This is a genomic window from Streptomyces sp. NPDC001137 (genome assembly GCF_040298885.1).
Classification (GTDB): Bacteria; Actinomycetota; Actinomycetes; order Streptomycetales; family Streptomycetaceae; genus Streptomyces.
Genome location: NZ_JBEPBA010000004.1, coordinates 532,413 through 556,760 on the forward strand (window position 1 = coordinate 532,413; position 24,348 = coordinate 556,760).

Genomic DNA, 24,348 nt, shown 5'->3' on the forward strand with positions numbered 1-24,348 from the left:
GGCCCGGCGCGAGAAACTGTCGGTCATGAGCGATCGCACCGACCAGCCGAACACCGTCCTGCTCCGCCGCGGAGAGGTCCACAGCCCCGCCGACCCCTTCGCGACCGCGATGGTCGTGGAGCGCGGCCAGGTCGCCTGGGTCGGTTCGGAGGGCGCCGCGGACGCCTTCGCGGACGGTGTCGACGAGGTGGTCGACCTGGACGGCGCCCTCGTCACCCCGGCCTTCACCGACGCCCATGTGCACACCACCTCCACCGGCCTCGCGCTCACCGGCCTCGACCTGTCCGACGCGCCCTCCCTGGAGGCCGCCCTCGCTCTGGTACGGGACTTCGCGGCGGCCCGCCCGCAGGACAGGGTGCTGCTCGGGCACGGCTGGGACGCCGCCCGCTGGCCCGGCGGCCGGCCCCCGACACGCGCGGAACTGGACGAGGCCGCCGCAGGCCGTCCCCTCTATCTCTCCCGCATCGACGTCCACTCGGCGGTCGTCTCCACGGCCCTGCTCGACCTGGCCCACGGTGTCGGCGCGGCGGACGGCCCGCTGACCGCCGACGCCCACCACGCCGTACGCGCCGCCGCGTTCGCAGCCGTGACGCCGGCCCAGCGCGCCGACGCCCAGCGCACCGCGCTCGCGCACGCCGCCTCGCTGGGTATCGGCTCGCTCCACGAGTGCGCGGGACCGGAGATCTCCTCCGAGGACGACTTCACCGGACTGCTCCGGCTCGCGGCCGAGGAGACGGCGCCACGAGTGATCGGGTACTGGGCGGAACAGGACGTGGAGAAGGCGCGCGAACTGGGTGCCGTAGGCGCCGCCGGTGACCTCTTCGTCGACGGCGCCCTCGGCTCGCACACCGCCTGTCTGCACACGCCGTACACCGACGCCGACCACACGGGCACCGCCTATCTGGATGCCGCCGCGGTGGCCGCCCATGTCGTGGCCTGCACCGAGGCGGGCCTCCAGGCGGGCTTCCACGCGATCGGCGACGCGGCCGTGACCACGGTCGTGGACGGTGTGCGCGCCGCCGCCGAGAAGATCGGACTGTCCCGCGTCAGGGCCGCCCGCCACCGCGTCGAGCACGCCGAGATGCTCAGCCCCGAAACGATCGCGGCCTTCGCCGAGCTCGGCCTGACCGCCTCCGTGCAGCCCGCCTTCGACGCGCTGTGGGGTGGAGAGGACGGCATGTACGCCCAGCGCCTGGGCGCCGACCGGGCCCGCACCCTGAACCCCTTCGCGGCCCTGCTCAGGGCGGGCGTCCCCCTCGCGTTCGGCTCCGACAGCCCGGTCACGCCGCTCGACCCCTGGGGCACGGTCCGCGCCGCCGCCTTCCACCGCACGCCCGAGCACCGCGTCTCCGTACGGGCCGCGTTCACGGCCCACACCCGCGGTGGCTGGCGGGCGATCGGGCGGGACGACGCGGGCGTCCTGGTGCCCGGCGCACCCGCCGACTACGCCGTGTGGCGCACCGACGAACTGGTCGTCCAGGCCCCCGACGACCGGGTCGCCCGCTGGTCCACCGATCCCCGCTCCGGCACCCCGGGCCTGCCCGACCTCAGCCCCGGCCGCGACCTGCCGGTCTGTCTGCGCACCGTGGTCGGCGGGCGGACGGTGTTCGTACGGCCGGGCGAGTGATCTCCCGGGGTGGCGCGGCGCCGATCGACGCGCCCAGCGGCGTCGCACGACCTGCGTATCCTCCGCCCTGACCAGGGCATTGATGCAAAATGCGCAGGTCAAACGGCTGTTGACAGCCGATGGCAGGAGGCCGGTAGGTTCGGCCGAGTCCACCACCGGACGCCCGACCGGGGAACTTCCGCGCACTCGTCGCAGCGCCGCTGGGTCAGGGACGGTGTGCCGCACCGGGGCACCGCCACTGGGAGCCAGGCTCAGCGCCCGCGCCGCGACGGGGGGACCGTTTTGGCCGGTCGGGAGGTGTGACCCGGGTGGGGCCCGGGCTCAGTAGACAACGGCTTTCGGTCGACCCGCAGCCAGCGGGCCCCAGGTCGGCCCGAAGGGCGCCGGGCCCCCATCCGCAGAACCGCGAACATGCCCGAAAACGCGCTCTTACCCCGCTCTTGTGGAATCGACACCACTATACGAACGTCCTGTCGCGTCATCGCAGGCCGTGGCCACTATGGTGGACGTCTGCGTACGGACACGAAGGGGCAGCAGTGAACGACGGCGACGGGACCCTCGCGGCAAAGGCCCGGGGGAGGCAGTTCGGCCCGCTCGGCACGGCCTTGGTGATCATTCCGACCTACAACGAGGCGGAGAACATCAAGTCCATTGTCGGCCGGGTGCGGAAGGCGGTCCCCGAGGCTCACGTCCTCGTGGCCGACGACAACAGCCCCGACGGCACCGGCAAGCTGGCCGATGAACTGGCCGCCGAGGACGACCATGTCCAGGTACTGCACCGCAAGGGCAAGGAGGGCCTCGGCGCCGCCTACCTCGCGGGCTTCCGCTGGGGCCTGGACAACGGTTACGGCGTGCTGGTCGAGATGGACGCCGACGGCTCCCACCAGCCCGAGGAACTGCCCCGGCTGCTCACCGCGCTCAAGAACGCCGACCTGGTCCTCGGCTCCCGCTGGGTGCCCGGCGGCCGGGTGGTGAACTGGCCCAAGAGCCGCGAGTTCATCTCCCGCGGCGGCAGCCTCTACTCCCGCCTCGCCCTGGACCTGCCGCTGCGCGACATCACCGGCGGCTACCGCGCCTTCCGCCGCGAGACCCTCGAGGGCCTCGGCCTGGACGAGGTCGCCTCCCAGGGCTACTGCTTCCAGGTCGACCTGGCCCGCCGCGCGGTCAAGGCCGGCTACCACGTCGTCGAGGTGCCCATCACCTTCGTCGAGCGAGAGCTGGGCGACTCCAAGATGAGCCGCGACATCCTCGTCGAGGCCCTGTGGCGGGTCACGGCATGGGGCGTGGGCGAACGGGTCGCCAAGGTCACGGGCCGCGGCCAGAAGGCCTGACCGTCGTCCGTCCGCACAGGGCCGCTGACGGCCTCACAGGCACGGTTGATCATCCGCTTATGCCGCACTGAGGCGGGTCCAGGCACACTGGACGCATGACGACAGGTGCTCCGACCCCCACGTATCCCGCCCGGCCCCGGCGCTCCAGGCTGCGGACCTTCCTGCCGCTCGGCGTCGCGGCCTGGCTGGTGCTGGAGATCTGGCTGCTGACCGTGGTCGCGGGCGCGTCGAGCGGCTTCACGGTGTTTCTGCTGCTGGTCGCGGGCTTCGTGCTCGGAGCTGCGGTGATCAAGAAGGCGGGCCGGCGGGCCTTCCAGAACCTCAACGAAGCGCTGCAGCGCGGCGGCACCCCGCAGAGCGGCGGCGGCAACGGCCTGCTGATGCTCGGCGGTCTGCTCCTGATGATCCCCGGCCTGATCTCGGACGCGGTGGGCCTGCTTCTGCTGATCCCCCCGGTCCAGAAGGCCCTGAGCCGCTTCACCGGGCGCACGCTCGACCGCAAGCTGCGCGAGGCCGGTCCCGGCAGCTTCGGTGACGCCTTCCAGCAGGCGCGCATCCACCGCCCCGACGGCAAGGTCGTCCAGGGCGAGGTCATCAGGGACGAGCCGGGTGGCGACACCCCGCAGGGTCCGCGCCCGCCGCTGACCCACTGAGAGCCGCGGCAGGACACACGACTGCGGGCGCCCACGTGAATCCACGTGGACGCCCGCAGTCGCTTGCGTGCGTAGTTGGTCCGCCCGACCCCGGCAGGAACTAGGCCGACTTGCGGCTGTCCCGCGGGTGAACCGCGATGTTCATCGCGCCCGAACGGAGAACGGCCAGGCGCTCCTCGAGGACCTCTTCGAGTTCCTCGCGGGTGCGCCGCTCCATCAGCATGTCCCAATGCGTACGCGCGGGCTTGGCCTTCTTTTCCTCAGGGCCGTCGCCGTCAACGAGGAGTGCCTGGGCCCCGCAGACCTTGCACTCCCACTCCGGCGGGATCTCCGCCTCGACCGAGAAGGGCATCTCGAACCGGTGCCCCTTCTCACATGCGTACTCCACGGCCTGGCGCGGGGCCAGGTCGATGCCGCGGTCCGTCTCGTAGCTGGTCACCACGAGGCGCGTGCCGCGAAGAGCTCGCTCACTCATGAATCGTGCCTCCCGGGCTTGTCGCCCACAGGACAGGTGTCGCTGTCGTCGTCATCCGGTCAACGTCCGGTCGGCGGTAAAGATTCCCGTTCCGTGTCCCGTTCCGGGTCATGCGTCGCCGTCGTAGCCGCCCCTTGTTGTACCCACCAGCGCCCGGTTTGTCACATCTGCTAGCAGATGTCACCCAGCGTTTCGGCATCTTTGACGCGCAGTAACGGTACGCCTGGCAGGCCAAACGCGTACACTACAGCCCTTTCGCCATGAGCGCTAAATCCTCTCAGGAACCGGATTGCCCGCATCAAGGATCGCCTGCCGTACCGGAACCCTTGCGAGCAGGGCGAATCCGATGACGAAGAAGGCCACGAGCGAGATGATCGCGTCGCGATAACTTCCGGTCAGCTGGTAGGTGATCCCGAACAGAAGGGGTCCGAGCCAGCTCATGCCCCGGTCGCTCATCTCGTACGCCGAGAAGTACTCGGCCTCCTTGCCGGGCGGGACCAGATGCGAGAACAGGGAGCGGGACAGGGCCTGGCTGCCGCCCAGCACGAGGCCGATCCCGGACGCCAGCACGAAGAACCACACCGGCGCCCCGGCCGGCAGGAAGTATCCCGCCGCCAAGGTCACCGTCCACGCCACCAGTGAGCCGAGGATGGTGCGCTTGGCTCCGTACGTCCGGGCCAGCCTCCCCATCCCCAGCGCGCCCGCCACCGCCAGCACCTGGACCATCAGTACGGCCGTGATGAGCGTGGACTGGCTCAGGCCCAGCTCCTGGGAGCCGTACACCGACGCCTGCGAGATCACCGTCTGGATGCCGTCGTTGTAGATGAGGTAGGCGAGCAGGAAGGCCAGGGTGAGCGGTTTGCCGCGCATGTCCCGGACGGTGGACGCCAGCTGCCGCCAGCCGTGCACGGCGGGCGCCGAGGATGCCGAGGACGTCGTACGCCGGTCGCGCAGCCGCTTCAGCGGTACGAGGGTGAAGGCGCCCCACCACAGGCCCGCCGAGGCCAGGCAGATGCGGACGGCCGTCCCTTCGGAGACGCCGAAGGAGTCGTGCCCGGTGAACAGCACCAGGTTCACGATCAGCATCGACGAGCCGGCCGCATAGCCGAAGGCCCAGCCGCGCGAGGAGACCCGGTCGCGCTCCTCGGGCGGTGCGATCTGCGGCAGGTAGGAGTTGTAGACGACCATCGAGACGGCCACGGACGAGTTGGCGACGATCAGCAGCAGGCCGCCCAGCAGATAGCGGTCCCCGGACAGGAAGAACAGTCCCGTGGTGGCCGTCGCGCCCACATAGGCGCAGGCGGCCAGCAGGGGTTTCTTCCGCCCCGTGCGGTCGGCGGCCGCGCCCACCAGCGGCATCACGAGGATCGACACGATCACGGACGCGGAGACGCAGTACGCGAAGAACGAGCCGGCCCGCACGGGGATGCCCAGCGGATGCACGAAACCGTCCGTGTCCGCCGCGGACTTGGCGACGGCCGTCAGATAGGGGCCCAGGAACACGGTGAGCACGCTCGTCGAGTAGACGGAGCAGGCCCAGTCGTAGAAGTACCAGCCGCGTTGTTCGCGCTGCCGGTCGATGACGTCCGTCCGCACGGTGTCGGTGCTCACCCGTGCCCTCGCTTCCCCGCTGAAGTGCCGTGCGAAGGCTCGGGGGAGGGGGTCGCCGGGCGCTCAGACCCAGACGCCGCGTTCTTCCATGACCTTGCGCAACGTGTCGATGTGATCGGTCATGATGCCATCGACTCCCAGGTCCAGGAGCCGGTGCATGCGATCGGGCTCGTTGATCGTCCACACGTGCACCTGCAGCCCGCGCGCGTGGGCGGCGCGGACGAAGCGGTGGTCGACCACCTGGATGCCGGACTGCGACTCGGGCACCTGGGCGGCGACCGCGGAGGCCCGCAGTGCGGCCGGGACGCCCCAGGAGCGCAGCCGCAGGTTGAGCACGCCACGGGTGCCGTACGAGGTCGCCAGCCGCGGCCCGGCCAGCCGCTGGGCGCGCACGACGCGTGCCTCGGAGAACGAGCCGACGCAGATCCGGTCCCACGCGCGCGTGCGCTCGATCAGGTCCAGGAAGGGGTGCAGCGAGGACTCCGCCTTGAGGTCGACGTTCCAGCGAACCTCGGGGAAGGTCTCGAGCAGCTCCTCGAAGAGCGGAACCGGCTCCCTGCCCGCCACGCGCGCGTGGCTCACGTCCTTCCACGGCAGGTCGGCTATGCGCCCGGCGCCGTCCGTCGTCCGGTCCAGGGTCGAGTCGTGGAAGGCGACCAGCTTGCCGTCCGCCGTGGTGTGGACGTCGGTCTCGATGTAGCGGTAGCCCGCCTCCACCGCCCGCCGGAACTGCAGCACGGTGTTCTCCAGACCGTCCGCGGCCCCGCCCCGGTGGGCGAAGGCGATCGGGCCGGGATGGTCGAGATAGGGATGGCGTATCCGGGTGGTCACCGTCGAAGTATCGCCCCGCGGGGTTGCCCTTCGGCAACGACCGTGCTGCCGCCGGATGCCGGCGGGACGTCGAACACCCGCAGAAAGAGCTGGGCGAGCGGGCCGATCGACACCGCGTAGAGGACCGTGCCGATGCCGACGGTGCCGCCGAGGATGAAGCCCGTGGCGACGACCGCCACCTCGATCGCCGTCCGCATCAGACGGATCGAGCGGCCGGTACGCCGGTGCAGGCCCGTCATCAGTCCGTCCCGCGGGCCCGGCCCGAAGCGGGCGGAGATGTAGAGGCCGGTGGCCATGCCGTTGAGCAGGATGCCTGCCAACAGGAGAGGGATCCGTACGGCCAGGGAGCGCACGTCGGGGACGAGCGCGAGCGTGCCGTCCATGGCGATGCCCACGACGAAGACATTGGAGACCGTGCCCGTGCCAGGGCGCTGGCGCAGCGGGATCCACAGCAGCAGCACCGCCGCGCCCACGACGATCGACACGACACCGATGGTCAGTCCGGTGAGCTCGGCCAGGCCCTGATGCAGCACGTTCCAGGGCTCGAGGCCCAGGCCCGCCTCGACGAGGAGCGCGGAACTCGCGCCGTACAGCGCGAGGCCGACGTAGAGCTGGATCAACCGTCGCCCGAGACGGTTCCTCGTGGACAAGAAGTGCCCCCCTGTGGTCGCAGTGGCCTGGTTCGTGACACCCTGTGGCTTGGGTGGAAGCATCATCCATGGCCAATTCGGGGAAGGTGGACTGATTTCCATGGCCACGTGGACTTCGGCGATCGGGGCGGCGCAGCTCGCCCGGCTGCTCAACTCCCAGCAGGACCGCCCGGCCGGGCCCGGCACGCGCCGCCCGCCCGCCTACCGCGCGCTGGCCGACGGCATCCGGTTGCTGGTGCTGGAGGGCCGCGTTCCGGTGGCCGCCCGGCTGCCCGCCGAGCGCGAGCTGGCCCTGGCCCTGTCCGTCAGCCGTACGACGGTCGCGGCGGCCTACGAGGCGCTGCGCGCCGAGGGATTCCTGGAGTCCCGGCGCGGCGCCGGCAGCTGGACCGCCGTTCCGGCCGGCAACCCGCTGCCCGCGCGCGGCCTGGAGCCCCTGCCGCCCGAGGCCCTGGGGTCGATGATCGACCTGGGCACCGCGGCGCTGCCCGCGCCCGAGCCCTGGCTGACCCGCGCCGTCCAGGGCGCCCTGGAGGAGCTGCCGCCGTACGCGCACACGCACGGCGACTACCCGGCAGGGCTGCCCGCGCTGCGTTCGATGATCGCCGACCGGTACACCGCGCGCGGGATCCCGACGATGCCCGAGCAGATCATGGTGACGACGGGGGCCATGGGGGCGATCGACGCGATCTGTCACCTCTTCGCCGGCCGGGGCGAGCGCGTCGCCGTCGAGTCGCCGTCGTACGCCAACATCCTCCAGCTGATGCGGGAGGCGGGGGCGCGGCTGGTACCCGTGGCGATGGCCGAGGGCCTGGCCGGCTGGGACCTGGACCGCTGGCGGCAGGTGCTGCGCGACGCGGCACCCCGGATCGCGTACATCGTCGCCGACTTCCACAATCCGACGGGCGCACTCGCCGACGACGACCAGCGGCGTCAGCTCGTGGAGGCGGCCAGGTCGGCGGGGACGGTGCTGATCGCCGACGAGACGATGAGCGAGCTGTGGCTGGACGAAGGTGTCGAGATGCCGCGGCCCGTGTGCGGCTTCGACCCCGCCGGGTCCACGGTGATCACCGTCGGATCGGCCAGCAAGGCCTTCTGGGCGGGGATGCGCATCGGCTGGGTGCGGGCGGCACCGGATGTGATCCGCAGCCTGGTCGCCGCGCGCGCGTACGCCGATCTGGGCACCCCCGTGCTGGAGCAGCTCGCCGTGAACTGGCTGTTCAGCACGGGGGGTTGGGAGGAGGCCGTGGAACTGCGGCGCGGGCAGGCCAGGGAGAACAGGGACGCGCTGGTCACCGCGGTGCGGAGGGAGCTGCCCGACTGGGAGTTCGAGGTCCCGGAGGGCGGACTGACGCTGTGGGTGCGGACCGGGGGACTGTCGGGCTCCCGGCTCGCCGAGATGGGGGAGCGGGTCGGGGTGCGGGTGCCGTCCGGTCCGCGCTTCGGGGTCGACGGCGCCTTCGAGGGATATGTGCGGCTGCCGTTCACCGTGGGCGGCGCGGTCGCCGACGAGGCGGCGATGCGGCTGGCCGCGGCGGCTCGGCTGGTGGCGAGCGGGGCGTCGGGGGGCGGGGAGTCGCCGCGGACGTTCGTGGCGTAGCCATGGGCCGAGGCGCCGTTCTCCAGGCCTCGGGCATCCGGCGGTGGGGCCTCAGGGCGCCTCCGCCGCCATGGCCTCCGCAGGCACCGGTTCTGCCTCGGCCGGGTCGTCGTCGATGGGTACCGCCTCGACCGGCACGGCCTCGACGGGCACCGCGGGGAGGGGCTTGGCGTCGGCGGACTCCTGGTCGGCCGGCGTGATCCGCGGCGGCAGCAGCGCCAGCACCGCGCTGCGGTGCCCCTCGCTCGCCGTGTCGTCGTACGGATCCGGAGTCGACGGCACCTGAAGCCGGTGCACCGGGCCCGTGCCGAGACGGGCGTAGCCCCGGCCGGGCGGGACCTCGGCGGCCGGAGTCGTGGCCGGAAGGGCACCCAGGACCCCTGACAGCTGCTCGGCCGTCGCGGGGCCGAGAACGACACGCGCGCGCGTGTGCTGCCGTACGTCGTCGCTGAGTGCTTCGGCGTGGTCGAACTGCTCGCCCACCACGACCGTCACATTCACCGCGCGGCCGTGCCGCAGCGGGACCTGGAGCAGTGACTGAGGGTCCTCGCGGCCGTCCGCGGCGGCGAGATGGGCGAAGGCGCTCGGGCGGTCCAGGAGGAGCCACAGGGGACGCCTGGTGTCCTCCGGCGGCGGCTGCCCGGCCTGACGGGCGCGGTTCGCTGCGATCAGCCGGCGCTCCGTCTCGAGGGCGGCCCACTCAAGGCTCGTCAGCGCGCCGGTCAGCCCGCACTCGACGGCCAGAACACCCTCCCGGCCGGTCAGGCACGCGTACTCGCCGGTGCCGCCCTCGACGATCACGACATCGCCGTGCTGGAGGGCCTGCACGGCGATGGAGCGCAGCAGGGTCGAGGTGCCGCTGCCGGGCTGGCCCATGATCAGGAGATGCGGCGCGGTGGAGCGGATGCCGGTGCGCCAGACGACCGGCGGAACGTCACGTGTGTCCGCTCCGTAGGTGAGGGGCAGCGTGCGCTGGACCTGGGTGGGGTCCGTGAAGCCGAGGACCGTCTCACCGGGCGCCGTGACGTATCGCTGGGCGGTGATGTCGGTGGGCAGCGGGGGCAGCACGGTGACCGTCAGCTCGTTGCCCTCTTCCTCCCATGCGAAGTGGTATTCGCGGCCGCGTCCCGACTTGGCGTGCAGCAGCTGTTCGATCCGGGCGCGGGACTCGGCCTCGCCGTCGGTGAAGTACGCCGGGTAGCGGATCACGAGACGGGTGACCCGGCCCGACTCGTCGAACTCGTAGGCCGGGAAGGCCTTCTCCCACTCGCCGCCGTGGGCGTACAGGGGGGAGGGGTCCTCGGCGATCGAGAAGTACGGGATCAGGGCCTCGTACAGCGACTTGAGGCGCTGCACCTGGGACTCGTCCGGCCCTTCGGGTGTCGCCGGTGCGCGGTCCCGGCCGTGCAGTGCTGCCGCCGTCATCAGGCCGATGACGGCGAGCAGGGGCCCGTACGGCACGAGTGCCAGGACCAGGATCACCGAGGCCACCAGGAACAGCAGCGGCCCACGCCGGTCCTTGGGGGTGTCGGCCCACTTGTGCCGCCCGGCCGCCGCCAGTCGGCGCAGACCGCGGGTGACCGTGATCAGCGGGTGGAGGACGTCAGTGGCGCTGTCGGCCGCCGTCCGGGCCAGCTCCCGGCTCCGGGCGAGCTGCATCCGGGCGATCTGCGCGTTGTCCTTGCTCAGGATGCGGGGGAGGGGACGCCGGGCCACTGCATTCTCCTGGTGGTGCGTACGGGCGGGAGGGGCGGCGTCAGAACTTGATGCCGCCGAGGAGACTCGCGAGGCTCTCGCCGCCGGCCTTGATGCTCGGGGCGATCGCGGTGCTTGCGAGGTAGAAGCCGAACAGGGCCGAGACCAGCATGTGCGAGGCCTTCAGGCCGTCCTTGCGGAAGAAGAGGAAGACGATGATGCCGAGGAGGACCACGCCGGAGATGGACAGGATCATTTTTTTCTCCTGGTTCACGGGGACAGTCACCATGAGTACTTCCAGGATCACAGCATGTATCCATAGTATTAAAGGTGCAAATGGATGAATCTCGGTGGATTTCCCTCAACTGGTCGAGCCGGCCCGGAGCGACCGGGCCGAACCTCCGTGTCCTGCCTGGTCTGTGGTGATCTTTACCTCCGGTGCACCGGGTCATGTACCGCGGAAGCCAGTACCCTGGCGATTCACCTGAACGGTTGTATGGAGAGGCGGTCCGGCCGATGACAGAAGCCCCCGACCCAGAGGTCGTGGAGCTGGCGACCAAGATCTTCGATCTGGCCCGGCAGGGGCAGACCGAGGCGCTCGTGGCGTACGTCGACGCGGGCGTTCCCGCCAATCTCACCAACGACCGCGGTGACTCGCTCGTGATGCTCGCCGCCTACCACGGACACGCGGACGCGGTACGCGCCCTGCTCGCCCGGGGCGCGGAGGGCGACCGGATCAACGACCGGGGCCAGACCCCGCTCGCCGGGGCCGTCTTCAAGGGTGAGACGGATGTCATCAAGGCCCTCCTGGAGGGGGGTGCCGATCCGGCCGCGGGCACTCCGTCGGCCGTCGACACGGCGCGGATGTTCGGCAAGACGGAACTGCTCGAGTTGTTCGGCGCACACTGATCCAAATGTTCTGACCAGCGAAAACACAGAAAACGGGGGAGGCGGTACAGGGCCGCCGAAATTTCGGTCGCGGCAGGTCGAAGTGCCGAGTCATCATGACGTCGTGATTCACGGACGCGATGGCTGGGCAGGTGTTGCCGCACCGCGCGGGCCGTGATGCGGTCCGCGAGGGCCACTGACGAGAGGCAGAGGAAGATGGTCTACAGCAAGCACGAGACGGCGGGCGCCCCGACGTTGTGTCACGCGGCCAGGTAATGCGTGTTCCCCGGTTGCGTCGACGCTTGATGTGAGGCTGTTTCCCATGTTCGATCCGGTCATAGCGCCCAGCGGTACGCTGCTCGGCCTGCTCCAGCGGGGCCGCGGCGACGGCACACTGCACGCGCTCACCGCCCCGCGCGCCGAGGCGCTCGCGGCGCTGAACCACTGTGTGCTGCGCGACCCCCGCCACGACTGGCAGGTGGAGAACCGCTCCCTCTACTACGCCCGTCTCTTCCTCGACCTGAACGGCGAGCTGGACGAGATCGAGGCGCACCTCTTCGACGTCGAGGACGTCTTCGACACCGAGGAGTCCCGCACAGGGCTGGCCCTGGCCGTCCTCGGCCACCTCGCCTCCTACGGCAGGCGGGACGCGCTCGGACTGCTGCGCAGGTACGCCGCCTCCGGCTCCAACTGGGCCTGGGCCCTGGACGAGCTGGCGCTGCGCGACGACGACGCCGGCCTGCGGGCCCTCGCGGCTCCCGTGCTGGCCCGCTTCGCCACCGACGCCGAGGGCGAGGCCGCGCTGGCCGCCGTCGTGCGGGACGCCTTCGAGCCCCGGCCGTGGCGGCTGTGGGCGGAGGATCCGCGCGAATCGATCGCCACGCGTGTGCGTGCCGCTCAGGAGACCGGCTGCTTCGACCGCTGGCAGCGGCAGATGCGACCATCCGGGCCCCGTCCGGGGTGGAGCGTGCAGGCCGTGTTCGAATGGGCCCAGCAGGGCGTCGAACGGGGCGCCGCGCTGCATGTCCCGGCCGCCCGCTGTCTCACCGCCGTCGCCGGTCCCGAGGACCGGCCCGAGATCGTGCAGGCCGCCAAGGACGGCACCGACGGAGCCCGCTGCACCGCGCTGCGCTATCTCGCCGACAGCAATGATTCCGACGCCCTCGATCTGATCGAGGGGGCCGTGCTCGCCGGCTCACCGGCCGTTGTGGAAGCCGCCGTCGAGGCCTTCGAACGGATGCGCAGTGTCGCCGCCGTCGACCGCGCCCGCGGCTGGGCCCACCGGCCCGACCCCCTGGGCGCCGCCGCCGGCCGCATGCTCGCCTGCCGCGGGGGGACCGAGGACAAGGACCTCGTCCTCGGAGCGTTGCGCGAAGCCGTACGGGGCGAAGGGCCGGACGCCCCCACCCTGTGGACCCTCGTCGACGGCACCGGCCGGCTCGGCATCGCCTGCGCCGCCCCCGTACTGCGCCATATCTATCGCGAAACCGCCTCCTCCCATCTCCGCGGCCGGGCCGCCCGCGCCCTGGCCGCCACCGACCCCTCCTTCCCGGCGGGCTTCGCCGTCGAGTGCCTCTGGGACTGCGAGGAGACCACCCGCGAGATCGCCGCCCGGCACGCCGAGACCGGCGACGCACGGGTCGTCGAACAGCTCCGCCGGCTCGCCGCCGACCCGGCCGAGGAAGCCGAAGTGCAGACCGCCGTACGAAGTCGGATCGCACCCGAAGGACCCGCTGTCTGAGCACGCACGCGCTCCCCGGGCCGCGGCACGGCCGCTGGATGAACAACGGGTGACCCGCGGGTCAGGCGGTCATGGACGCGGCCTGACCTGCTCGGGTGTGCACAGGAACGCTCACGGGACGTTCATTCTTCGCAAAGATCCACGTTGACGCGACCACGTCCAGCACGGCGACAACACGGGTATGCGTGTCGTCATAGTGACCGAATCCTTTCCCCCCGACGTGAACGGCGTGGCCCACTGCGCGCTCCAGACCGCCCGGCACCTCGTAGATCGCGGTCACCTTCCGCTCGTCGTCGCCCCGGCCGCAACCGCTCTTGCCGCCCGGGCCGGGACCGGGCCCGACGCCCAGGCTCCGTGCCCCGTCGTCCGTGTCCCCTCCCTCCCGCTCCCGGGCTATCCCCAGGTCCGTGTCGCCCTGCCCAGCCGCCGCCTTGCCGCGGCGGTCATGGAACACCGGGCCGACATCGTCCACCTGGCCAGCCCCTTCGTCCTCGGCGTCCGCGGTATGGCGGTCGCCGCCCGGCTCGGAGTCCCGGCCGTGGCCGTCTACCAGACGGATCTGGCCGGATACGCCCGTACCTACATGGGTGCCGGCGAGGCCGCGGCCTGGCGGCGCATCCGCTCCGTCCACTCCGCCGCCGACCTCACCCTCGCCCCCTCCAGCGCCTCGATGCACGACCTGAAGACCCACGACGTGCCCAGGGTCAAGCTCTGGCAGCGCGGCGTGGACACCGTCCGTTTCCGCCCCCACCTGCGCGACGAGGCCCTGCGCCGCGAACTCGCCCCGAACGGTGAGCTGATCGTCGGCTACGTCGGCCGGCTCGCCCCCGAGAAGCACATCGAGCTCCTGTCCGGCGTCTGCGGCCTCGACGGGGTGAAGGTCGTGGTCGTGGGCGACGGCCCCAGCCGGCCGAGCCTCGACGAGGCGCTGCCGGGCGCGGTCTTCCTCGGCCGCCGCACCGGCGACGAACTCGCCCGGATCTACGCCTCACTGGACGTCTTCGCGCACACCGGCCCCTTCGAGACCTTCTGCCAGACCGTGCAGGAGGCCATGGCGAGCGGCGTCCCCGTCGTCGCTCCCGCCGTCGGCGGCCCCCTCGACCTGGTCGCCCACGGGCGCACCGGGCTGCTGGTGCCACCTCATGACGCGGACGCCGTAAGGGACGCCGTGCAGTCCCTGGCCGCGGACCCGGAGCGGCGGGTCTCCTTCGGCGCCACCGCGCGCGCCACCGTCGAGGGCCGCACCTGGGCCGCCGTGGGCGACCAGCTCATCGGGCACTACGCGGACGTGCTCGCCGCGCGGCAGAAGACGGCGGTGGCGGCATGACCTCGTTGCGGATCGTGCGACTCGCCAACTTCGTCGCCCCCTCCTCCGGGGGCCTGCGCACCGCCCTGCGGGAACTCGGCAAGGGCTTCAAGGCCGCGGGACACGAGCCCGTGCTCATCGTCCCCGGCGAACGCGCCGACGACCGCGACACCGAGCAGGGACGCGTCATCACCCTGCCCGGACCGCTGCTGCCCGGCACGGGCGGATACCGCGTGCTCACCGACAAGCGGCGCGTGGCCCGCCTCCTGGAGGACCTGGCCCCCGACCGTCTGGAGGTCTCCGACCGTACGACCCTGCGCTGGACCGGCAAGTGGGCGCGGCGCGCCCGCATCCCCGCCGTGATGGTCTCCCACGAGACCGCCGACGGCGTGCTGCGTACCTGGGGGCTGCCGGAGGGCGCGGCCCGTCGCGCCGCCGACGCCCTCAACGTGCGTACGGCGCACACGTACGCGCGCGTGGTGTGCACCACCGAGTTCGCCGAGCGGGAGTTCGTGCGGATCGGCGCCCGCAATGTCGTACGGGCGCCGCTGGGCGTCGACCTGGTCGAGCGGCATCCCGCGTTGCGCGATCCGGGGCTGCGGGCACGCTACGCGCGCGTGGACGAGTCGCTGCTCGTGACGTGCACCCGGCTGTCCGTGGAGAAGCGGCCCGGCACGGCGCTGGACGCCCTCGAGGCGTTGCTGCGGCGGGGCAGGCGGGCGGTGCTGGTGGTGGCCGGGGACGGGCCGCTGCGGCCGCGGCTCGAACAGCGGGCGCGGGAGCGCGGGCTGCCCGTCACCTTCCTCGGGCACGTCTCCGACCGCGGTGCGCTCGGCGCCCTCCAGGCCTCCGCCGACGTGTGCCTGGCACCCGGGCCCGCCGAGACCTTCGGACTCGCCGCGCTGGAGGCGATGGCCTGCGGCACGCCCGTGGTGGTGAGCACGTCGTCCGCGCTGCCCGAGGTGATCGGATCCGCCGGAGCCGTCGCCGCCGACCACGGGAAGGCCTTCGCGGACGCCGTCGACATGCTGCTCGGACTTCCCGAGCGGGAGCGGCGCGAGAGCGCACGCGCGCGTGCGGAGTGCTTCGGGTGGAACACGGCCGTGGACGCGTTTCTCGCCGCACATGACGCGCCGGTACCGGTACGCCGTTTCGTGCCCGGAGGCGTGGCATGAGACCGGTGCGTTTCGTCGCCCTCGGGGACTCGCTGACCGAGGGCGTGGGCGATCCGGTCGCCGACGGGTGGCGCGGCTGGGCCGCGCTGCTCGCCGTCGGGCTCGCCGAGGAGCCGGTGGAGTTCACCAACCTCGCCGTCAGTGGTGCCCAGACCCGGGAGGTGCTGGAGCAGCAGACACCGGCCGGACTCGCTCTGCGGCCGGACGTGGTGTCCGTGGTCATCGGCGTCAACGACACCCTGCGCTGCACCTTCGACATCCACGCCGTGGCCGAGCGGCTCGACAAGGTGTACGCCGCCTTCACCGAGCAGGGGGCGACGCTGCTCACGGCCTGTCTGCCCGACCCCGGCTCGATGCTCGGCCTGCCCGGCTCCCTGGCCCGTCCGCTGGCCCGGCGGCAGCGGGCGGTCAACCGGGTGGTCCACGCCCTGTCCGACCGCTACGGGGCCGTCCATCTGCACGCGGCCGAGGAAGCCTGGATCACCGACCGTGCGATGTGGAGCGCGGACCGGTTGCACCCGGGCGAACAGGGGCACCGGCAGTTGGCCGTCCGCTTCCACTCGCTGCTGGCGGAAACCGACCGTGCGACGGGTGCCGCGCCTTCGCCCGAGCCGGAGTTCCCGGTGCCCACGAGGTCGGCGAGCCTGTTGTGGCTGGCCACGGCGGGTACGGCGTGGGTGGCCCGGCGGTGCACCGATTTGCTGCCTCAGCTGCTGGGCCTGGCCGCGGACGAGATGCGGCACCGGGTGCGGGGGACGAGCGCGCGGCTGGATCTGCGGGCCGCTGCGGCGGTTTCGGCAGCTTTGGCTGCGGTTTCTGTTGTGGAGCAGCCGGATGCGGCGTAGCGCTGTACGCAGCGGCCGAGGGATTTGGAGGTCGGTGGGTCTCTGCGGGTCCGATGTCGCTGGTCGCGCCCACGCGGCGGAGCCGCAAATCGATACAGCCCCGCACCCCTAACCACCTTGGCGCGTGCGCATCGCCACGAAGCGGACCGGTGTTCCCGGCGCCGCCTGGGCTGCGGCCGGGAGGTCTTGTGGGTGGACGACGCCGATCACCGGATAGCCGCCGGTGGTCGGGTGGTCGGCCAGGAAGACGACCGGCCTGCCGTCCGGCGGAACCTGGATCGCACCCAGAACCATGCCCTCGCTGGGGAGTTCGCCGGGCAGGGCCCGTTCCAGGGCGGGGCCTTCCGTGCGCAGGCCGATGCGGTTGCTCGCGGCGGAGACGCGGTATGTGCGGGACGTGAACGTGCGCAGGGCCTCCGGTGTGAACCAGTCGTCTCGCGGTCCCGGTGTCACCCGTAGGACGAGTTCGGTCGCAGGAGCGGGCTGCGGGGCGACGTCCACGCGTGCGTGGAGGTGTTTCGGCGTCCCCAAGGGGAGCACCATCCCGTTCGTGAGAGGGGCGGGGCCGAGCCCGGACAGCAGGTCCGTCGAGCGACTGCCGAGCACCGTCTCGACGGTGATGCCACCGGAGACGGCCACATAACTGCGTACTCCGGAGACGACCGTGCCGACCTCCAGGAGCGCACCGGCGGGCACGAGCACCGGTGCTCCCCAGGCGACCGGCCGGCCGTCCACCCTGACCGGGCTGGGCGCGCCGCCGACCGCGACCGTGACCGTCGAACGCGGCCGCAGGGCACACCCGTTGACCGTGGTCTCCAGAACGGCAGCCCCGGGCGGGTTGCCGACCAGCCGGTTGACGAGCGCCGCCGCGGGGCCGTCGAGCGCACCGGAGCGGGGCACCCCGAGGTGGGCGTGGCCGGGGCGTCCCTCGTCCTGCACCGTGGTGAGTGCTCCGGCTCGGACGACGACGAGTGCGCGGTCGGTCACGGGCACCCCACCGGGACGAAACGCACACGCGTGCCGGGCGACAGCAGCGCGGCCGGCACGCGCGCGTGGTCCCACAGCACGGCGTCCGTGCGCCCGATCAGCTGCCAGCCGCCCGGTGACGAGCGGGGGTACACGCCCGTGTACGGACCCGCCAGCGCCACCGAACCGGCCGGGACGGCCGTGCGGGGGGTGGCCCGGCGCGGGACGTCGTACAGCGGCGGCAGGCCGGTCAGGTAGCCGAAGCCGGGGGCGAACCCGCAGAAGGCGACGCTGAACTCGGTGGCCGCGTGGATACGGGCCACTTCCTGCTCGCCGACGCCCCAGTGGGCGGCGACGTCGGCCAGGTCGGGACCGTCGTAGCGCACCGGGATGTCCACGACCGGCTGTTCGAGAGGGGGAGCGGGGGGCACCTCGGAGGCGGTCAGTTCGGAAGCCAGACGGACCGGGTCGGCCAGGCCGTCGAGCAGGACGGTGCGGGCCGCGGGGACGATCTCGCGCACCGTGAGCAGGCCCTCCGCGCGGCGCCGCAGCAGTTCCGCGTGCAGGGCCTGCGCCTCGTTCCCGGAGGACACCTCGACGAGCAGGGCGCTGTCCCCGACGGGCAGCGCCCTCATGCGAAGGCCTCCACCCGGATTCCCGACTCCTGCAGGCGTTCCCGGACGCGCCGGGCCAGTTCGACGGCGCCCGGAGTGTCCCCGTGCAGGCACAGGGAACGCGCGCGTACGTCGACGCGCGCACCGGAGTGCGAGGTGACCGTGCCGAAGCGGGCCAGGCCCACCGAGCGCTCCACCACGGTCTCCGGGTCGGTGACGACGGCGCCTTCGTGGCCGCGCGGCACGAGCGTTCCCTCCGGGGTGTACGCACGGTCCGCGAAGGCCTCCGTGACGGCCGGCAGACCTGCCTTCGCGGCAAGCTCCAGCAGGCGCGAGCCGGGCAGGCCGAGCAGGGGCAGCGAGGCGTCGGCAAGGCGTACGCCGTCCACGACCGCCGCGGCCTGCTCCTCGTCGTGCACGACGCGGTTGTAGAGCGCGCCGTGCGGCTTCACGTACGACACGCGCGTGCCCGCGGCGCGCGCGAAGACCTCCAGCGCGCCGATCTGGTAGGCCACCTCGGCCGCGAGCTCCGCGGGCGGCACGTCCATCGCGCGCCGCCCGAACCCCGCCAGATCCCGGTAGGAGACCTGGGCACCGATCCGGACGCCGCGCTCGGCCGCCAGCTCGCACACTCGCCGCATGGTGGCCGCGTCCCCGGCGTGGAAGCCGCAGGCCACGTTGGCGCTGGTGACGACGGACAGCAGCTGTTCGTCGTCGGTCAGCTGCCAGCGGCCGAAGCCCTCGCCGAGGTCGGCGTTCAGATCGATCGAGGTCATGGTCCTTCGTGTTTCTCTCAGGCCACGCGGTACTGCTCGTCGCGGGCGTCGGTCAGGAACATCTGGCCGGGTGCATGGGTGATGGCGAAGGGCGGGAGCGAGGCCATCACTGCCGCCTGCGGGGTCACTCCGCAGGCCCAGAACACCGGGATGTCGTCCGGCTCGAGGTCCACCGGGTCGCCGAAGTCGGGGCGGCCGAGATCCTCGATGCCCAGCCCCGAAGGAGTGCCGCAGTGTACGGGGCTGCCGTGCACCGCCGGGAGCAGACTGCTCTCCCTGATCGCCGCGCCCAGGTGCTGCGGCGGCACCGGACGCATGGACACCACCAGTGGGCCGTGCAGCCGCCCCGCCGGACGGCACTGACGGCTCGTCACATACATCGGGACGTTGCGGCCCTGCTCGACATGGCGGATCGGCACGCCCGCCTCCGCCAGCGCCCACTCGAAGGTGAAGCTGCAGCCGATCAGGAACGACACCAGGTCCTCGCGCCAGTGCGCACGGACGTCCGTCGGCTCGTCCACCAACTCGCCGTCCTGCCACACCCGGTAGCGCGGCAGATCGGTGCGCAGGTCCGCGCCCTCCGCGAGGATCGTCGTGGCGGAGCCGGCGTCCGTGACGTCGAGCACCGGACAGGGCTTGGGGTTGCGCTGGCAGAACAGCAGCATGTCGTACGCCCAGTCGGCGGGCACCGAGATCAGGTTGACCTGGGTGTGTCCGGCCGCCACCCCGGCGGTGGGTCCGCTGAGTCCTTCCCGGAAACGGGCCCGGGCGGTTCTCGGGCTCCACGCGTGCGCGTGCTCGTCGACCACGGTCAGCGGGCGGTCTTCCGTGCGGTTCACGCGAGCTCCTTCCCACGGGTCTCCGGCAGCCCCAGCAGCGCCAGCGCCGCGAGCCCGTAGCCGATCGCACCGAACACCAGCGCGCCGCCCACACCCCAGCTGTCGGCCAGGAAGCCGACGGTCGTGGGGAAGACGGCGCCCACGGCCCGCCCGGTGTTGTACGTGAAGCCCTGTCCGGTGCCCCGTACCGCCGTCGGGTACAGCTCGCTCAGGTAGGACCCGAAGCCGCTGAAGATCGCCGACATGCAGAACCCGAGCGGGAAACCGAGCACCAGGAGCAGGGTGTTGGCGCCGTGCGGGATGTTCGCGTACGCCAGGATGCAGACGGCCGACAGCAGGGCGAACAGCCAGATGTTGCGCCTGCGGCCCAGCCGGTCGGTGAGGTAGCCGCCGGTCAGATAGCCCAGGAAGGCGCCGGAGATCAGGAACGTCAGATAGCCGCCGGTGCCGACGACCGACAGGCCGCGGTCGGTCTTCAGGTACGTCGGTACCCAGGTGGCGAGTGTGTAGTAGCCGCCCTGGACGCCGGTGGACAGGAGTCCGGCGAAGACCGTCGTACGCAGCAGGCCGGGCTTGAAGATCGCGGTGAACGAACCCTTCTGTGTGCTCTGTTCGCGCACGGCCGCCGCCTCCGGGGCGTCGTGCACCCGGCGTCGCATCCAGATCACCAGCAGCGCGGGCAGCGCTCCGGTCCAGAACATGATGCGCCAGGCCAGATCGGCGTCGGCGAAGGAGAAGACCAGGGTGTACACGATCGCGGCCAGCGCCCAGCCCACGGCCCACGAACTCTGGACGGCGCCGAGGGTACGGCCCCGGTGCCTGGCGCTCGCGTACTCGGCGACGAGGATCGCGCCGACCGCCCACTCACCGCCGAAGCCGAGGCCCTGGAGAGCACGGAAGACCAGCAGCGTCTCGTAGTTGGGTGCGAAGCCGCAGGCCACGGTGAAGACCGCGTAGGTGATCACCGTGATCATCAGTGCCCTGACCCGGCCCACCCGGTCGGCCACCACTCCCGCGACGGCGCCGCCGACCGCGGAGACCGCGAGGGTGACCGTGGTGAACAGGCCCGTCTGGCCGCTGTCCAGGCCGAAGTACGCGGCCAGCGCGACCATGCTCAGGGGCAGCGTGAAGTAGTCGTACGAGTCCAGGGCATAGCCGCCGAATGCGCCTGCGAAGGCGCGGCGGCCGCGCGGGCCGAGGGCGCGCAGCCAGCCCAACGCGCCGTCGTCGAGGGCGTTTTGGTCGGTTCCGGGCTGTTCGGTCAGAGCCTGGGGTGGAGGGGTCGTACTCATGGGCACCTCGCAGTGGGAGGACGGAGGGTGCTTCAGAAATGAGCCGTGCCGTGCGTGAGGAGCGGTCGGCGCCCGGGGCGAAAGCAGGCGCCGTGCGTAGCAAGGTAGAGGATCGTTGAACGATCCTTCAATACCCACGTTGTTTCGTTCTTGTATCTGCGGTTGAATTCCGGGCATGGCAGAGCAGCTGACAGGACTGGCCGACGACCGGGCTCTCCTGGGGCGCACCAGCACCGCCGAGCGCGTCTCGGACATCCTCAGGGGCCGCATCGCCGAGGGATTCTTCCCGCCCGGCACCCGGTTGTCGGAGGACAGCATCGGGGGCGCGCTCGGGGTCTCCCGCAACACACTGCGGGAGGCGTTCCGGCTGCTCACCCATGAACGTCTGCTCGTCCACGAGCTGAACCGGGGCGTCTTCGTCCGGGTGCTGACCGTCGAGGACGTCGAGGACATCTACCGCACCCGCCGCCTCGTCGAGTGCGCCGTCGTCCGCGGGCTCGGCGCGCCGCCGTACGGCCTGGACGCCCTCGCCGAGGTCGTCGAGGAGGGGCAGCGGGCGGCGCGCGAAGGTGACTGGAAAAGCGTGGGTACCGCCAACATCCACTTCCACCGGGAGCTGGTGGCCCTCGCCGGCAGCGCCCGCACCGACGAGCTGATGCGCAGCGTCTTCGCCGAACTGCGCCTGGCCTTCCACATCGTGGACGACCCCAGAGCGCTGCACGAGCCGTACCTGGCCCGCAACCGGCAGATTCTGCAGGCCCTTCAGGCGGGGGACCGGCCGGAGGCCGAGAAGCTGCTGGAGGTCTACCTCGACGACTCGCTCGAACGGGTCGTGGAGGTCTACCGGCGGCGCGTCGGCGAGGACGGATAGCGGGACGCAGGAGTGCCGGCCCATTGGTGCGGCAGCCGTGACGCCTGGTCGCATCTGAGTCGTTTGGGTCGATGTCAGACCGAGGACCTAGTCTGTGCACCGTGACTTCGCCTGCATCGACGGACAGTGTTCCGCCCCAGCTCAGCGCGGGGCCGCGCCCCGCACCGGGCCCGGCCGCCGACGAGGGGCTGGCGCGGCGCCTGCGCGCGCTCGCCTGCACCGCGCCGCTGCACGACCTCGACGCACGCAAGGCCAACCTGGCGGGTGAGTACTCGGTGTACGGCATGGCGGAGGTGGCGCTGGCCGCCATCGACCTGGTCACCCTGAACATGGACTTCGACACGGGCGCCGACCACGACCAGATAGTCGCCCGGCTCATCCCGCGCATCGCCGCCCAGGCCCCGCAGCGGCCCGTGTCCGAGCACGAGCGCGTGGCCCGCTGGGTCCTGGAGAACCTGATCAACGTCGGCAGCGTCGACCGCGGCTTCCGGGCCGTCTACGGCACGTTCACGACCGACGGCAGCTATGTCCGCCGTGACTACGACTTCAAGCTGGTCGAGGAGGTGCCGGGCCCCGGCGGCACGGTCTACCTCCGTACGACGGACGAGGCCGTGAACGTCCTGGTCGGCGCCCTGGACACGGACGTCACCAGCGCGCAGATCGCCGCCGAGGTCAAACTGGAGGTCCTGATCAACCGGGGCCGCCTCGCCGACGCCCAGCTCGCCGCCGAGCAGGCCCGCTACCGGACGGTGCAGTACTCGGAGACGCTCCGCCGAGCCCTGGACGCGACCCGGCGCAACGTCCGGGCGGTGGACTGGCTCAACTCCGTGCCCGACATGATCGCCGAGGCACTGGACCACGTCGCCGATCGCTACCGGCACGAGAACGCGATCCTCACCAACATCCGCAAGGCCCGGGACGAGACCGAGGACCCCGAGCACAAGCGTCGCGCGGCCGAGCTCGTCGACATCGTCAAGGACTGCATCCGCAGACACACCCAGCTGCAGTCGCGCCTCCTGGAGGCCGGGCCGCTGTTCCGCGCCGAGCAGGACCGGCAGGCGTTCGCGACCCCCATGACGTCGTCCGGGATCGACCTGTACGGACACCTCGTCGCCCCCGTGCTCCCCCTGCCGCTGGAACAGGCGGTCCGGGTCACGGACGCCTTCTTCGCCCGCGGCACCGGATTGCGTACGCCGGTGTCCGTGCGGGTCGGCGACCTGGTCGACATACTGCTGACGCCGCCGGTAGAGCGCGAGCACCTGGGCGCGGAGATGCCCGAGCCGGACCTGATCGCGACGCCGGACGACAGCCGGTTCAGCGAGGAGCAGCTGGCCGCGGCGACGGAGCTGCTTGACCTGCCTGCCGATGCACCGCGCCGCTTGTCGGGGCTGTTGGCCGAGGCCCGGAGACAGGACCCCGACCTGCCGTATCTGGTGGCCCTGTTGGCGGTGCACGCGGCCAGTCCGGCGGTCGGCACGGCATACCGCCAGGGCGAGGAGAAGCTGCTGTTCGCCGTGGACGACGGGACGGAGCTGGACGATCCGGAGTTCGGCGGCGCCGATCTCATCGTCGGCACGGCCCTGCTGGACGCGGCGGGCATGGCGGCGGACCGGACGGAAGCAGCATGAGCGAGCAGGAAGCGACAAGGAGCCCGAGCAGTGAGTGAGCACGTCGAGTGGAGTGAAACGGAGGCCCCGGCCCCGTCGGCGACCGCCGCCGTCACCCCCGCCGACGCCGCCGACGCGGCGCGGCTCGTCGCTTTCGGGCTGCAGCCCAAGCTGCAGCCCGCCCGGGACCAGGAGTACACCGAGCTGTTGCGCCGCTACCGCGAGGACCCGCCCTTCGCACGGCTCGCGGATGCCGTGGCCGCCGGGCTCGGACTGGTGGTGCTGGAGGTGTCCCCGCGCGCGGGGATGGCCGTGACGGCCGCCGAGGACTCGGTGTTCGCCGTCCGCATGGGCGACTACGCGCGTCGTACGTCCGCCGACGGCGGCGACCGCTTCCTGCACGGCCTGGCCCATCTCGCCATCGCCGCCATGGCGTTCCCGCGCCCCGAGGACCTCGCCGACGACGGATACATCGGACGCGTGACGGTCAACGGTGTCGACGCGTTCGTGCGGCAGGCCTGCCGCCGTCTGGAGGAGCGTGCCGAGGAACACGGCGACAACACCGACCCGGCCACCGACGCACCCGGCCTGGAGGCCGCATGGCGGGTCTGGGCGAGACGCAGCGCGGCCGGCGCCACCAAGGACGCGCGCAGGCTCGCCGGTTCGACCACCGGCATCGTCGGCAAGGCCGCCGCGTTCCTCACCGACTCCGGATTCCTGCAGCGCACCGGCGACGACAACGGCGGCACGTACCGGACGACCTCCCGCTACCAGCTCCAGGTGCGCGACATGGCGGGCAGCGCCGCGATGGCCGAGCTGCTGGAGCTGGGCGTCGTCCCGGTGACCGACGGCACCCCGACACTGCTGCCGCCCGAAGACACCGACGACCTGGAACTGGCGGCCGACGCCGGACTGCCGTTCCACGCGCCGTCGCACTCCTGAACTTCCCCGACCT

The 24,348-nt window shown here is 72.0% G+C and carries 23 protein-coding genes; 12 read left to right on the plus strand and 11 right to left on the minus strand.

The window, feature by feature from the left end:
• Nucleotides 1–25 precede the first annotated feature (25 nt).
• From ABT254_RS11030 to fxsA, 3 genes are all read left to right on the plus strand, one after another.
• Nucleotides 26–1,627, plus strand: coding sequence for an amidohydrolase (locus ABT254_RS11030; protein ID WP_351466787.1), 1,602 nt, complete (start codon nucleotides 26–28; stop codon nucleotides 1,625–1,627).
• A gap of 536 nt (nucleotides 1,628–2,163) precedes the next feature.
• A complete protein-coding gene (locus ABT254_RS11035) occupies nucleotides 2,164–2,958 on the plus strand; it encodes a polyprenol monophosphomannose synthase (RefSeq protein WP_351466790.1) in 795 nt (264 codons plus the stop codon).
• A gap of 95 nt (nucleotides 2,959–3,053) precedes the next feature.
• Nucleotides 3,054–3,611, plus strand: coding sequence for an FxsA family membrane protein (gene fxsA / locus ABT254_RS11040; protein ID WP_351466793.1), 558 nt, complete (start codon nucleotides 3,054–3,056; stop codon nucleotides 3,609–3,611).
• A 100-nt stretch (nucleotides 3,612–3,711) separates the two neighbouring features.
• Here the strand turns inward: fxsA and ABT254_RS11045 are convergent, their stop codons facing one another.
• The 4 genes from ABT254_RS11045 to yczE all read right to left on the minus strand — a co-directional run bounded on the left by ABT254_RS11045 (nucleotide 3,712) and on the right by yczE (nucleotide 7,178).
• Complete coding sequence (locus tag ABT254_RS11045) at nucleotides 3,712–4,086, minus strand: RNA polymerase-binding protein RbpA (protein WP_003977404.1); 375 nt, start codon at nucleotides 4,084–4,086, stop codon at nucleotides 3,712–3,714.
• Between the two features lie 267 nt (nucleotides 4,087–4,353).
• Nucleotides 4,354–5,697, minus strand: coding sequence for an MFS transporter (locus ABT254_RS11050; protein WP_351466796.1), 1,344 nt, complete (start codon nucleotides 5,695–5,697; stop codon nucleotides 4,354–4,356).
• Between the two features lie 63 nt (nucleotides 5,698–5,760).
• Nucleotides 5,761–6,528: a glycerophosphodiester phosphodiesterase family protein gene (locus ABT254_RS11055; RefSeq protein WP_351466798.1), complete on the minus strand. Its 768-nt coding sequence runs from the start codon at nucleotides 6,526–6,528 to the stop codon at nucleotides 5,761–5,763.
• Nucleotides 6,525–7,178 carry a membrane protein YczE gene (yczE, locus tag ABT254_RS11060; RefSeq protein WP_351466801.1) on the minus strand — a complete coding sequence of 218 codons (654 nt, stop codon included), beginning with the start codon at nucleotides 7,176–7,178 and terminating at the stop codon, nucleotides 6,525–6,527. Before yczE ends, ABT254_RS11055 begins: the two co-directional genes overlap by 4 nt.
• A gap of 100 nt (nucleotides 7,179–7,278) precedes the next feature.
• Here yczE and ABT254_RS11065 point away from each other — a divergent pair, with 100 nt between their 5' ends.
• Complete coding sequence (locus tag ABT254_RS11065; RefSeq protein ID WP_351466803.1) at nucleotides 7,279–8,778, plus strand: SCO1417 family PLP biosynthesis transcription factor; 1,500 nt, start codon at nucleotides 7,279–7,281, stop codon at nucleotides 8,776–8,778.
• Nucleotides 8,779–8,829: 51 nt separating this feature from the next.
• On the opposite strand, the gene ABT254_RS11070 is transcribed toward ABT254_RS11065, so the two are convergent.
• Both ABT254_RS11070 and ABT254_RS11075 read right to left on the minus strand, forming a co-directional pair.
• Complete coding sequence (locus ABT254_RS11070; RefSeq protein ID WP_351466806.1) at nucleotides 8,830–10,494, minus strand: ATP-binding protein; 1,665 nt, start codon at nucleotides 10,492–10,494, stop codon at nucleotides 8,830–8,832.
• Nucleotides 10,495–10,534: 40 nt separating this feature from the next.
• Complete coding sequence (locus ABT254_RS11075) at nucleotides 10,535–10,729, minus strand: hypothetical protein (RefSeq protein WP_099934012.1); 195 nt, start codon at nucleotides 10,727–10,729, stop codon at nucleotides 10,535–10,537.
• 260 nt (nucleotides 10,730–10,989) lie between these two features.
• Between ABT254_RS11075 and ABT254_RS11080 the strand changes: the two genes are divergently transcribed.
• The 5 genes from ABT254_RS11080 to ABT254_RS11100 all read left to right on the plus strand — a co-directional run bounded on the left by ABT254_RS11080 (nucleotide 10,990) and on the right by ABT254_RS11100 (nucleotide 16,428).
• The gene (locus tag ABT254_RS11080) at nucleotides 10,990–11,382 is read left to right on the plus strand and encodes an ankyrin repeat domain-containing protein (protein WP_123963814.1); all 393 of its coding nucleotides are present in this window, start codon (nucleotides 10,990–10,992) and stop codon (nucleotides 11,380–11,382) included.
• 301 nt (nucleotides 11,383–11,683) lie between these two features.
• The gene (locus ABT254_RS11085) at nucleotides 11,684–13,102 is read left to right on the plus strand and encodes a HEAT repeat domain-containing protein (protein ID WP_351466809.1); all 1,419 of its coding nucleotides are present in this window, start codon (nucleotides 11,684–11,686) and stop codon (nucleotides 13,100–13,102) included.
• A 181-nt stretch (nucleotides 13,103–13,283) separates the two neighbouring features.
• The gene (locus ABT254_RS11090; RefSeq protein WP_351466812.1) at nucleotides 13,284–14,429 is read left to right on the plus strand and encodes a glycosyltransferase family 4 protein; all 1,146 of its coding nucleotides are present in this window, start codon (nucleotides 13,284–13,286) and stop codon (nucleotides 14,427–14,429) included.
• On the plus strand, nucleotides 14,426–15,583 hold the full coding sequence (locus ABT254_RS11095) for a glycosyltransferase (protein ID WP_351466815.1): 1,158 nt from the start codon (nucleotides 14,426–14,428) through the stop codon (nucleotides 15,581–15,583). Before ABT254_RS11090 ends, ABT254_RS11095 begins: the two co-directional genes overlap by 4 nt.
• A complete protein-coding gene (locus ABT254_RS11100; protein WP_351466818.1) occupies nucleotides 15,580–16,428 on the plus strand; it encodes an SGNH/GDSL hydrolase family protein in 849 nt (282 codons plus the stop codon). Before ABT254_RS11095 ends, ABT254_RS11100 begins: the two co-directional genes overlap by 4 nt.
• Before the next feature lie 108 nt (nucleotides 16,429–16,536).
• Here the strand turns inward: ABT254_RS11100 and ABT254_RS11105 are convergent, their stop codons facing one another.
• The 5 genes from ABT254_RS11105 to ABT254_RS11125 are packed head-to-tail and all read right to left on the minus strand — an operon-like array spanning nucleotide 16,537 to nucleotide 20,915.
• Nucleotides 16,537–17,415, minus strand: coding sequence for a 5-oxoprolinase subunit C family protein (locus ABT254_RS11105; protein WP_351466820.1), 879 nt, complete (start codon nucleotides 17,413–17,415; stop codon nucleotides 16,537–16,539).
• Nucleotides 17,412–18,029 (minus strand): 5-oxoprolinase subunit B family protein, encoded by a 618-nt coding sequence (locus ABT254_RS11110; RefSeq protein ID WP_351466823.1) that lies wholly within the window; start codon nucleotides 18,027–18,029, stop codon nucleotides 17,412–17,414. The genes ABT254_RS11105 and ABT254_RS11110 overlap by 4 nt, the downstream gene beginning before the upstream one ends.
• Entirely contained in the window at nucleotides 18,026–18,784 is a 759-nt protein-coding gene (locus ABT254_RS11115; RefSeq protein WP_351466826.1) for a LamB/YcsF family protein, read from the minus strand. The genes ABT254_RS11110 and ABT254_RS11115 overlap by 4 nt, the downstream gene beginning before the upstream one ends.
• 17 nt (nucleotides 18,785–18,801) lie before the next feature.
• Nucleotides 18,802–19,623, minus strand: a complete 822-nt coding sequence (locus tag ABT254_RS11120; RefSeq protein ID WP_351466828.1) for a putative hydro-lyase — start codon at nucleotides 19,621–19,623, stop codon at nucleotides 18,802–18,804.
• Nucleotides 19,620–20,915, minus strand: a complete 1,296-nt coding sequence (locus ABT254_RS11125; RefSeq protein WP_351466831.1) for an MFS transporter — start codon at nucleotides 20,913–20,915, stop codon at nucleotides 19,620–19,622. The genes ABT254_RS11120 and ABT254_RS11125 overlap by 4 nt, the downstream gene beginning before the upstream one ends.
• Before the next feature lie 175 nt (nucleotides 20,916–21,090).
• Between ABT254_RS11125 and ABT254_RS11130 the strand changes: the two genes are divergently transcribed.
• From ABT254_RS11130 to ABT254_RS11140, 3 genes are all read left to right on the plus strand, one after another.
• Entirely contained in the window at nucleotides 21,091–21,786 is a 696-nt protein-coding gene (locus ABT254_RS11130; RefSeq protein ID WP_351466832.1) for a GntR family transcriptional regulator, read from the plus strand.
• A 101-nt stretch (nucleotides 21,787–21,887) separates the two neighbouring features.
• Nucleotides 21,888–23,414, plus strand: a complete 1,527-nt coding sequence (locus ABT254_RS11135) for a hypothetical protein (protein WP_351466835.1) — start codon at nucleotides 21,888–21,890, stop codon at nucleotides 23,412–23,414.
• A gap of 30 nt (nucleotides 23,415–23,444) precedes the next feature.
• Entirely contained in the window at nucleotides 23,445–24,335 is an 891-nt protein-coding gene (locus ABT254_RS11140) for a hypothetical protein (protein ID WP_351466838.1), read from the plus strand.
• Nucleotides 24,336–24,348: the final 13 nt, after the last annotated feature.